10 protein-coding genes are annotated in these 10,685 nt (G+C 71.8%); all 10 read left to right on the forward strand.

The genetic code is table 11. The features are described from left to right. Nucleotides 1-392: hypothetical protein (locus HUX53_RS21460; protein WP_217919712.1), on the forward strand; the 392-nt coding region annotated here is incomplete at its 5' end. Between the two features lie 46 nt (nt 393-438). Further along, nucleotides 439-849 (forward strand): nucleoside-diphosphate kinase, encoded by a 411-nt coding sequence (gene ndk, locus HUX53_RS21465; protein ID WP_176405014.1) that lies wholly within the window; start codon nt 439-441, stop codon nt 847-849. Between the two features lie 194 nt (nt 850-1,043). Further along, a complete protein-coding gene (locus HUX53_RS21470; protein WP_067640966.1) occupies nt 1,044-2,078 on the forward strand; it encodes a rod shape-determining protein in 1,035 nt (344 codons plus the stop codon). A gap of 24 nt (nt 2,079-2,102) precedes the next feature. Beyond that, the gene (mreC, locus tag HUX53_RS21475) at nt 2,103-3,116 is read left to right on the forward strand and encodes a rod shape-determining protein MreC (protein ID WP_176405015.1); all 1,014 of its coding nucleotides are present in this window, start codon (nt 2,103-2,105) and stop codon (nt 3,114-3,116) included. A gap of 2 nt (nt 3,117-3,118) precedes the next feature. After that, nucleotides 3,119-3,718 (forward strand): rod shape-determining protein MreD, encoded by a 600-nt coding sequence (gene mreD / locus HUX53_RS21480; RefSeq protein ID WP_176405016.1) that lies wholly within the window; start codon nt 3,119-3,121, stop codon nt 3,716-3,718. Continuing rightward, nucleotides 3,715-5,787 carry a penicillin-binding protein 2 gene (mrdA, locus tag HUX53_RS21485; RefSeq protein ID WP_176405017.1) on the forward strand — a complete coding sequence of 691 codons (2,073 nt, stop codon included), beginning with the start codon at nt 3,715-3,717 and terminating at the stop codon, nt 5,785-5,787. The genes mreD and mrdA overlap by 4 nt, the downstream gene beginning before the upstream one ends. After that, nucleotides 5,784-6,968 (forward strand): rod shape-determining protein RodA, encoded by a 1,185-nt coding sequence (gene rodA / locus HUX53_RS21490; RefSeq protein ID WP_176405018.1) that lies wholly within the window; start codon nt 5,784-5,786, stop codon nt 6,966-6,968. Before mrdA ends, rodA begins: the two co-directional genes overlap by 4 nt. A gap of 60 nt (nt 6,969-7,028) precedes the next feature. Further along, complete coding sequence (locus HUX53_RS21495; RefSeq protein ID WP_176405019.1) at nt 7,029-8,951, forward strand: TIGR03960 family B12-binding radical SAM protein; 1,923 nt, start codon at nt 7,029-7,031, stop codon at nt 8,949-8,951. 175 nt (nt 8,952-9,126) lie between these two features. Then, the gene (locus HUX53_RS21500; protein WP_176405020.1) at nt 9,127-9,984 is read left to right on the forward strand and encodes a TIGR03936 family radical SAM-associated protein; all 858 of its coding nucleotides are present in this window, start codon (nt 9,127-9,129) and stop codon (nt 9,982-9,984) included. Nucleotides 9,985-10,191: 207 nt separating this feature from the next. Next, nucleotides 10,192-10,685 (forward strand): hypothetical protein (locus HUX53_RS21505; protein ID WP_217919713.1); only part of this gene is annotated, 494 nt, incomplete at its 3' end.

The raw sequence follows: 10,685 nt of genomic DNA on the forward strand, positions 1-10,685 counted from the left end.
GCGTCAACGGGTCGCCGGGGTCGGCGCCGCTCGGCATCGCCGCCGACCCCGGCGACCCGTGGACGCTGCTCGCGCCGCTCGTCCCGCTCGGCGCGGGCGCCGGGCTGGCCCTCGCCGCCTCGCTGCGGGACGCGGCGCCCGGCGCCGCGCTGTTCGGCCTGTCGCTGTGCTTCCCCGCCGTGCTGACCGGCCAGCTCCTCGTCCTGTCCCTGCAGGCGGCGCTGCTGCACGGCCGGCACCCGGTGACCGAGGCGCAGCGGGTGCACGCCCTGCTGGACGGCTATCGCGGCTGGCTCATCGCCGCCGGAATGGTCGCCGTTCTACTCGCCGCCGCCACCGCGCGGGCGAACGGGAGGCGCCGCGATGCCACTTCCGGGCCCCGAGCCGGGTAGTATTCGCGCGCTTACCGAAACCGAAATTCCGCAAGGAGAACCACCCGTGTCCGAGCGCACTCTTGTCCTGGTCAAGCCCGACGGCGTCCGCCGCGGAGTCATCGGCGAGGTCGTCTCCCGGATCGAGCGCAAGGGCCTGACGCTCGTCGCGCTGGAACTGCGCACCCTCGCCCGCGAGACCGCCGAGTCGCACTACGAGGAGCACGCCAGCAAGCCGTTCTTCGGCGAGCTGGTCGAGTTCATCACCGGCGGCCCGCTCGTCGCCATGGTCGTCGAGGGCCCCCGCGCCATCGAGGCGTTCCGCGCCCTGGCCGGCGCCACCGACCCGGTCAGCGCCTCCCCGGGCACCATCCGCGGCGACTTCGCGCTGGAGATCGGCGAGAACATCGTGCACGGCTCCGACTCCACCTACTCCGCCGAGCGCGAGATCAAGCTCTTCTTCCCCGAACTGGGCTGAGGCGCCTTCCGGGGGGACTCACGACCGCGGGCCGGATCTTCCGGCCCGCGTCTTCTTTAGCGAAAACCGAGCTGGTCAGGACGCGTTTTTTCCGCGACGCGCGGCGGCGGGGTGACTGCCCGCGGACGGGGGCGCACGTTACGATGGACGCGCCGCTATTCACGCCCGTCAAGCATGAAGGGCTCCCTTTCTTCATGGGTAACAAGCTGTCGTTTCTTGGCCGGGACATGGCCGTCGATCTTGGTACCGCCAACACCCTGGTGTACGTGCGCGGGCGTGGCATCGTCCTGAACGAACCCTCGGTGGTGGCGATCAATACCAACACCGGAAAGATCGTCGCGGTCGGCATCGAGGCGAAGCGGATGATCGGCCGCACGCCCGGCAACATCGTCGCCGTCCGACCGCTCAAGGACGGCGTCATCGCCGACTTCGACGTCACCGAGCGGATGCTGCGCTACTTCATCCAGAAGGTGCACAAGCGCCGCCACTTCGCCAAGCCGCGCATCGTCGTGGCCGTGCCGAGCGGGATCACCGGCGTGGAGCAGCGCGCGGTGAAGGAGGCCGGCTACCAGGCCGGCGCCCGCCGCGTCTACATCATCGAGGAGCCGATGGCCGCCGCGATCGGCGCCGGGCTGCCCGTCTACGAGCCGACCGGGAACATGGTCGTCGACATAGGGGGCGGCACCACCGAGGTCGCGATCATCTCGCTCGGCGGGATCGTCACCAGCCAGTCGGTCCGCGTCGGCGGCGACGAGCTGGACCAGGCGGTCATCTCCTTCTCCAAGAAGGAATACTCCCTGATGCTCGGGGAACGGACCGCCGAGGAGATCAAGATGGCCATCGGGTCCGCCTATCCCTACGGGGACGAGGAACCGCACGCCGAGATCCGCGGCCGCGACCTCGTGAGCGGGCTGCCGAAGACCGTCGTGATCTCCGCGGAGGAGGTACGGCGGGCGATCGAGGAACCGGTCAACGCCGTGGTGGACGCGGTGAAGACCACGCTGGACAAGTGCCCGCCCGAGCTGTCGGGCGACATCATGGACCGCGGGATCGCGCTCACCGGCGGCGGCGCGCTGCTGAAGAATCTCGACGAACGGCTCCGCGAGGAGACCGGGATGCCCATCCACCTGGTGGACAACCCGCTCGACTCGGTGGTGCTCGGCACCGGCAAGTGCGTCGAGGACTTCGAGTCGCTGCGCCAGGTCCTCGTGCCGGAGCCGCGCCACTAGACCCAGGAAACCGGAGGACGGTGCGTGAAGGACACCCGGCGCACCCGCATGGTGCTCGGCGGGCTGCTCGTCGTGGCGCTCACGATGATCACCGTCGACTACCGCGGCGGCGCGCACTCGCCGCTGCGCGGGCTGCGCGACCTCGGCGCGACCGTGTTCGGCCCGGTGGAGCGCGCCTCGGCGGCCGTGGTCCGGCCGGTCGGCGACACCTTCGACACGATCACCGACGCGCCCGGCGAGCGGCGCCGCGCCGACCGGCTCGCGCGGCAGAACCAGAAGCTGCGCGAGCAGCTGCGCTCCGCCCGGCTCGACAAGGACAAGTCCGCGCAGCTGGACCGGCTGCTCGGCACCGCCGGCATGGGCGGCTACAAGATCAGCGCCGCGCGGGTGATCTCCGCCGGGCAGGGCTTCGAGGACACCGTCACGATCGACATCGGCAGCCGCGGCGGCATCAAGCCCGACATGACGGTGATCAGCGCCGCCGGGCTCGTCGGCCGCGTCACCCGCGTCGGGCCCGCGACGTCCACCGTGCTGCTCGCCACCGACCAGACCTCGTCCATCGGCTCCCGGCTGGAGGACTCCAAGGAGATCGGGATCGTGCAGGGCCGCGGCCGCCGCGGCCTCGGCGGGGGCGGCGACACGCCGCTGCGGTTCCAGCTGCTGGACGCCGCCGCGCCGATCAAGGTCGGGCAGCGGATCGTGACGCTCGGATCGCAGGGGCAGCGCCCGTACGTGCCCGGCGTCCCGATCGGCGAGGTCGCGCGGATCGAGAAGTCCACCGGCGGGCTGACCCGCACCGCCTACGTCCGGCCGTTCGTGAAGTTCACCAGCCTGGACGTCGTCGGCGTCGTCGTCGCCCCGCCGAAGAAGGACCCGAGGGACGCGGTACTGCCGCCGAAGCCGAAACCGACCCCAACACCAACCCCCAGCCCGAGCAAGAGCCCGAAGGCGAGCAAGAGCCCCAAGGCCCGCGAGAGCGCGAACGCGCGGCCGAGCGGCTCCGAGAGCCCGTCCACAGAACCGAGCGCGGGGGACTGAACGTGCTGAACCCACCCGAGGCGTCGCCCGCCGGCCGCACCGCGGTGGCCGCGGTGGTGATCGTCGTGACGCTGATCCTGCAGGTGTCGGTGGCGAACCGGCTGCCGCTGCCCGGCGGCGTCCAGCCCGACCTGGTGCTGCTCGCGGTCGTCGCGCTGGCGCTGGTCGCCGGGTCGATGACCGGCATGGTCACCGGTTTCCTGGCCGGCCTCGCCGCCGACATCATCCCGCCCGCCGACCACACGCTCGGCCGGTACGCGCTCGTCTACTGCCTGATCGGCTTCCTGTGCGGCGCCGCCGCCGCCGAGATGGACCGCCAGTCCGTCGTGCCGTTCTTCGCCGTCGCCGCCGGGGCGCTCGCCGGGACCGTGCTGTACGCGGCGACCGGGATGATCCTCGGCGACCCGCGCGCCGAGTGGGGGACCGTGTCGCGGATGGTCCCGCTGCAGGTCCTCTACGACATCATCGCCAGCCCGTTCGTCGTGTGGGCGGTGCTGCGCGCCACCCGCCGGTACGAGAGCGGCGAACGATCCCGGGGCGACGGCCTCGCGGTGCCCGCCGCCCGCTACCGCGCGATGTCGGGGCGGGGCGGGAACCTGTGAACCCCAGGACCCACTTCCGCCTCGTCGTCCTCTACGTCCTCGTCGCCGCGCTGCTGCTCGTCCTCGTCGGACGCATGTGGACGCTGCAGGTCCTGGAGGGCGAGCACTACCAGGAGATCGCCGCGCAGAACCGCACCCGCGACATCGTCGTCCCCGCCGTCCGCGGCATGATCCTGGACGACCGCGGCGAGCCCCTCGTCCGCAACCGCAGCGCGCTCGTCGTGTCGGTCAACCGGACCACGCTGTCCCGGCAGGACGACGGCGGCGAGGCCGTGCTGAAGCGGCTCGCGGGCGTCCTCGGGACGACCTACGACGACATCTCCAAGCGGATCCGGCTGTGCAGCCCCACCGTGAAGCGGCCGTGCTGGCCCGGCTCGCCGTACCAGCCGATCCCCGTCGAGGACCACGTCGACCCCAAGCGCGCCCTGCAGATCATGGAGCGGCAGGAGGACTTCCCCGGCGTCACCGCGCAGATCCAGGCCGTCCGCGAGTACCCGGAGCCGGACGGCGCGAGCGCCGCGCAGGTCCTCGGCTACCTCCAGCCCGTCACGCAGGAGGAGCTGGACAAGCGCAAGGGCCTGAAGGTCACCGGGTACAGCGGCGTCGACCTCGTCGGGCGCGCCGGGCTGGAGGCGCAGTACGACCGGGCGCTGCGCGGCGAGCCCGGATACCGCCGGGTCCTCGTGGACAGCCAGGGCCGCGTCACCGGCACCGCCGAGGAGCAGCCGGCGACGTCCGGCAGCAACCTCGTCACCAGCATCGACGCGGGCGTGCAGGGCGCGGCGGAGAAGGCGCTCAAGCACGCGATCGACTCCGCGCGCAAGGGCGGCAAGCCCGCCGACGCCGGCGCCGCAGTGGTGATGGACGTCCGCACCGGCCGCATGGTCGCGATGGCCAGCTACCCGAGCTACGACCCGACGATCTGGACCGGCGGCATCTCCCAGGACAAGTACGACGCGCTGCTCGGCAAGAAGAACGGCGAGCCGCTGATCTCCCGGGTCACCCAGGGGCAGTTCGCGCCCGGCTCCACCTTCAAGATCTCCTCGGTGGCCGCCGCGGTGAAGGACGGCAACAGCCTTAAGGGCATCTATCCGTGCCCCGGCTCCTACAACGTCGGGAACCGGGCGTTCACCAACGCCGGCGGCACGGCGTACGGCCCGATGACGCTGCACACCGCCCTCGTGAAGTCCTGCGACACGGTGTTCTACCGGTTCGCCTACCTGGAGTGGAAGCACGACGGCGGGATGCATCCGAAGAAGAACCCGTCCGACCCGATGATCAAGATGGCCCGGCAGTACGGGTTCGGGACCAAGACCGGGATCGACCTGCCCAGCGAGAGCTCCGGCCGCATCCCCGACCGGGACTGGAAGAAGAACTACTGGGAGGCCACCAAGGTCGCCAACTGCAAGGGCGCCAAGGAGGGCTACCCCGACGTCGCCAAGACCGACCCGGCGCGCGCCGCCTACCTGAAGGCCGTCGCGACGGAGAACTGCACCGAGGGGTACGTGTGGCGGCCCGGTGACGCGGCCAACTTCTCGGTCGGGCAGGGCAACGTCCTGGTGACGCCGCTGCAGCTCGTCCGCGCGTACGCGGCGGTCGCCAACGGCGGCAAGCTGATGACGCCGCGGCTCGGCGTCGCGGTCGTGCGGCCGGACGGCACGGTCGTCCGCCGGATCGACGCCCCGCCGCCGGAGAAGCTGCCGGTCGACCCGAAGGTGCTCAAGTACATCCGCGACGCGCTCGGGGAGGTGCCGAAGAAGGGCACCGCGGCGGGCGCGTTCTCCGGGTTCGACTTCAAGCGCGTCGACGTCGGCGGCAAGACCGGCACCGCGGAGGTCTACGGCAAGCAGGACACCTCCTGGTTCGCCTCGTTCGGCCCGGTGAAGGACCCGCGCTTCGCGGTCGTCGCCATGGTCTCGCAGGGCGGCTTCGGCGCCTCGACGGCGGCTCCGGCCGTCCGCGAGATCTGGGAGGCCATGTACGGGACGAAGGACCGCAAGCCGATCCTCAAGGACGGCAAGCTCCCGTCCGAGTTGCCGAAGATGCCGGGCCAGGGGACCGCCCCGTGATCACCGGAACCGGCGCGGGGCCGGTCGAGGGGTACGGCGCGCGGCGGACGTGGCGGAGCCGCCTCGGCGTGCTGCGGCGGCTCGACTGGCCGCTGTTCCTCGCCGTGCTGGCGCTGTCGGTGGTGGGCGCGCTGCTGGTGCGCTCGGCCACCTTCCACCTGCTCACCGAGCAGGGCCAGGACCCGGAGAGCATGCTCAAGCGGCATGTGCTGAACCTGCTCATCGGGTTCGTGCTCGGCGGCGTCGTCACCGTCCTGGACTACCGGCTGCTGCGCGCCTACGTCCCCATCCTGTACGGGGTGGCGTGCGTGGGCCTGCTCGCCGTGCTGACCCCGCTCGGCGAGACGATCAACGGCTCGCACTCGTGGATCGTGCTCGGCGGCGGGTTCCAGGTGCAGCCGTCGGAGTTCGCGAAGGTCGGGCTCGTGGTGCTGCTCGCGATGATCCTCGGCGAGCCGCGGGACGGCGAGATCGGGCCGGGCCGCCGCGACGTGCTGCTCGCGCTCGTCCTCGCCGGGGTGCCCGGCGTGCTGATCATGCTGCAGCCCGACCTCGGCACCACGCTGGTGTTCATCGCGGTCGTGCTCGGCATGCTGGCGATCTCCGGCGCGCAGAAGCGCTGGCTCGTCGGCCTGGTCGGCGGCGGGGTGCTCGCGTGCGCCGCCGTCTGGTTCTTCGGGCTGCTGAAGGAGTACCAGGTCGACCGCTTCATCGCGTTCCTGCACCCGGAGGCCGACCCGCGCGGCGCCGGCTACAACGCCCAGCAGGCCCGCATCGCGGTCGGGTCGGGCGGCGTGTTCGGCAAGGGCCTGTTCCACGGCGAGCAGACCGGCGGCCACTTCGTCCCCGAGCAGCAGACCGACTTCATCTTCACGGTGGCGGGGGAGGAGCTCGGCTTCGTCGGCGCGGCGATCATCGTCGTGCTGCTCGGCGTGGTGCTGTGGCGCGGGCTGCGGATCGCCACCCAGGCCGCCGACCTGTTCGGCACGCTGGTCGCGACCGGGGTCGTGTGCTGGCTCGGGTTCCAGGCGTTCGAGAACATCGGCATGACGATCGGGATCATGCCGATCACCGGGCTGCCGCTGCCGTTCATCTCCTACGGCGGCTCCGCCACCTTCGCCAACATGATCGCCTTCGGCCTGCTGCAGGCGGTGCACGTGCGCCGCCGCGCGTTCGATTAGCGGGTGGTGACGGCGTAGGCTGGACGCTCATCCCACGTCCCCTGCACGGAGGATTCCGTCATGCCGGTCGAGTCGCTCTTCCCGCGCCTGGAGCCGCTGCTGCCGAGCGTGCAGAAGCCGATTCAGTACGTTGGCGGCGAGCTGAACTCCCAGCTCAAGGACTGGGACGAGGCCGACGTCCGGTGGGCGCTGATGTACCCGGACGCCTACGAGGTGGGGCAGCCGAACCAGGGCGTCCAGATCCTTTACGAGATCCTGAACGAGCGCGACGGCGTGCTCGCGGAGCGGACCTACTCGGTCTGGCCCGACCTGGAGGCCGTCATGCGCGAGCACGGCATCCCGCAGTTCACCGTGGACGCGCACCGCCCGGTCGCCGCGTTCGACGTGCTCGGCGTGTCGTTCTCCACCGAGCTCGGCTACACCAACATGCTGACGGCGCTGGACCTCGCCGGCATCCCGCTGGACGCCGCCGAGCGCACCGGCGACCACCCGATCGTGATCGCGGGCGGGCACGCCGCGTTCAACCCCGAGCCGATCGCCGACTTCATCGACGCGGCCGTCCTCGGCGACGGCGAGGAGATCGTCCTCGCGATCACCGAGGTGATCCGTGAGTGGAAGGCCGAGGGCGAGCCCGGCGGCCGGGACGAGCTGCTGCTGCGGCTCGCGGCGTCCGGCGGCGTGTACGTGCCCCGCTTCTACGACGTGACCTACCTGCCGGACGGCCGGATCCAGCGGGTCGCGCCGAACCGTCCGGGCGTCCCGTGGCGGGTCGAGAAGCACACCGTCATGGACCTCGACCAGTGGCCGTACCCGAAGAAGCCGCTGGTCCCGCTCGCCGAGACCGTGCACGAGCGGTTCAGCGTGGAGATCTTCCGCGGCTGCACCCGCGGCTGCCGGTTCTGCCAGGCCGGGATGATCACCCGTCCGGTGCGGGAGCGGTCGATCACCACGATCGGCGAGATGGTCGACACCGGCCTGAAGGAGTCCGGCTTCCAGGAGGTCGGGCTGCTCAGCCTGTCCAGCGCCGACCACAGCGAGATCGGCGACGTCGCCAAGGGCCTCGCCGACCGGTACGAGGGCACCAACACCTCGCTGTCGCTGCCGTCCACCCGTGTGGACGCCTTCAACATCACGCTCGCCAACGAGTTCTCCCGCGGCGGCCGGCGCTCCGGGCTGACGTTCGCGCCGGAGGGCGGCTCCGAGCGGATGCGCAAGGTGATCAACAAGATGGTCACCGAGGACGACCTGATCCGCACCGTCTCCACCGCCTACGAGAACGGCTGGCGGCAGGTCAAGCTGTACTTCATGTGCGGCCTGCCCACCGAGGAGGACGAGGACGTCCTCGCGATCGCCGGCATGGCCAAGCGGGTCATCCAGGCCGGGCGGGAGGCCACCGGCCGCAAGGACATCCGCTGCACCGTGTCCATCGGCGGGTTCGTGCCGAAGCCGCACACGCCGTTCCAGTGGGCCGCGCAGTGCGACCACGAGACCGTCGACCGCCGCCTGCACGCACTCAAGGACGCCCTGCGCGGCGACAAGGAGTACGGCCGCGCCATCGGCCTGCGCTACCACGACGGGCAGCCGTCCATCGTCGAGGGCCTGCTGTCGCGCGGCGACCGTCGCGTCGGCAAGGTCATCCGCGCCGTCTGGGAGGACGGGGGCCGCTTCGACGGCTGGAGCGAGCACTTCTCCTACGAGCGCTGGACGGCGTCCGCCGAGAAGGCGTTCGACGGCGAGCCCGTCGACCTGGCCTGGTACACCGTCCGGGAGCGCGACGAGGTCGAGGTGCTGCCCTGGGACCACCTCGACGCCGGCCTCGACCGCGAGTGGCTCTGGCAGGACTGGCAGGATGCCGTCGACGAGACCGAGGTCGAGGACTGCCGCTGGACGCCCTGCTACGACTGCGGCGTCTGCCCCACCATGGGCACCGAGATCCAGATCGGCCCCACCGGCAGGAAGCTGCTGCCCCTCTCGGTGGTCTGACGACCCGCGCGGGCGTCCGCATGTCCGGAAGCGGTTGCGGGAACGCCCTGAGCTGCGGGGGTCCCGGCCTTACGGCACCCGTGCTTGGCCGAACGGGGCTCGGGGACCCGTACTCTATAGGGAGACCTAGTTTTTCGACTCGACACGAGTAGGAAGGACCAGAACCCTGGCACCCATGCCGGAGGGTCCGGCGCCGGCCCCCGTGACCCAGCGACTGCGCGTCCGCTACGCCAAGCGGGGCAGGCTGCGGTTCACGAGCCACCGCGACATTTCCCGGGCCGTGGAACGCGCCGTCAGGCGCGCCGGGATCCCTGTCGCGTTCAGCGCCGGATTCACCCCCCACCCGAAGATCTCGTATGCGGGTGCGGCGGCGACAGGGGTGGCCAGTGAGGCCGAATACCTCGAAATCGGGCTCACCGCGCCGCGCGACCCTGCGCGGGTGCGGGCCGATCTGGACGCGGCCCTGCCCCCCGGGCTCGACATCGTCGATGTCGTACCCGTCCGGGCTGGACGCGGCGAAGCGCCGGCGAAGCCGAGCGCGTTCGCGGATCGGCTCCAGGCGTCCGAATGGCGGATCAGGCTGGACGGCGTGTCGGACGACGACGCCGCCGCGGCCGTGGCCGCCTTCATGGCCGCCGAGAACATCGAGGTGGAACGTCTCACCAAGAAGGGACGGCGCCGTTTCGACGTGCGCGCCGCCGTGTCCGCGTGTGAGCTGGACCGGCGCGCCGCGGAGGCGGCGGATGCCCCTTGTGCCATACTTCGAATGGTTGTTCGGCATTCCACACCGGCCGTACGACCCGACGACATCCTCACCGGACTGCGCCAGGTCGCCGACCTCGCGCCGCCGTCACCGCCACTGGTGACCAGGCTGGCGCAGGGGCCCCTCGACGCGGACACCGGTGGCCTCGCGGATCCCCTGGATCCCGACCGGGAGACCGGCCTGCCCTCCGGCGACGACGCCGCGGCGGCCGGCGGCCCTGCGCGGCCGCACCCCGGGGACGCCGCGAGCGCGGATGCCGTCAGCGCCTGACCGGGGAACCGAAGCCGTGGGAGCACGGAACCGGTTCCGCAGGGTACGGCTGGCGCACCCCCGACGACTTCGTCGTCACCGCCGGACCACCGTCCGGCGATGGCGACGCCGATGACTGACGAGGTGCTCTCGTGCGGCGCACCGCACCGGTCCGCCCCCTGGCGGAGCGAGCGGACGCGCCCGGGAGCCTGACGGGAGATTGCCCGGATGCTTGAGAACGAAGCCGATTCGGCCACGGCCGAAGGCACTGACAACGAACCGACCGATACCGCGGAGACCCCGGCCAACGGGGTGACCACGCGCCCCCGCCGGGCGAGCCGCCCGGCGGGCCCGCCGCCCGAGCCGACCGCCGAGGAGCCCGTCGCCGAAGAAGTGGCCGCCGGGGAGCCGGCCGCGGAGCAGCCCGCGGCCGAGGAGGCCCCGGCCGAGGAGCCGGTCGCGGAGGAGCCCGAAGAGGCCCCCGAGGAGCCGGCCGCCGAAGAGCCGGTGGCTGAGGAGCCCGTCGCCGAGGAGGCCCCCGAGCCGCCGAAGCGGACCCGCACCCGCAGCAGGAGCGCGAAGGCGGCCGCCGAGACGTCCGAGCCCGTCCCGATGACCGGCGCCGAGACCTCCCCCGAGGCGGAGACCACCTGTCTCCTATACACAACCGACGCTGCCGACGAAGAGGCTAAGCTAACACCCAGCGAGACCCCGACACCCCC

The sequence above is a fragment of the Actinomadura sp. BRA 177 genome, assembly GCF_013372625.1.
Taxonomy (GTDB): domain Bacteria; phylum Actinomycetota; class Actinomycetes; order Streptosporangiales; family Streptosporangiaceae; genus Spirillospora.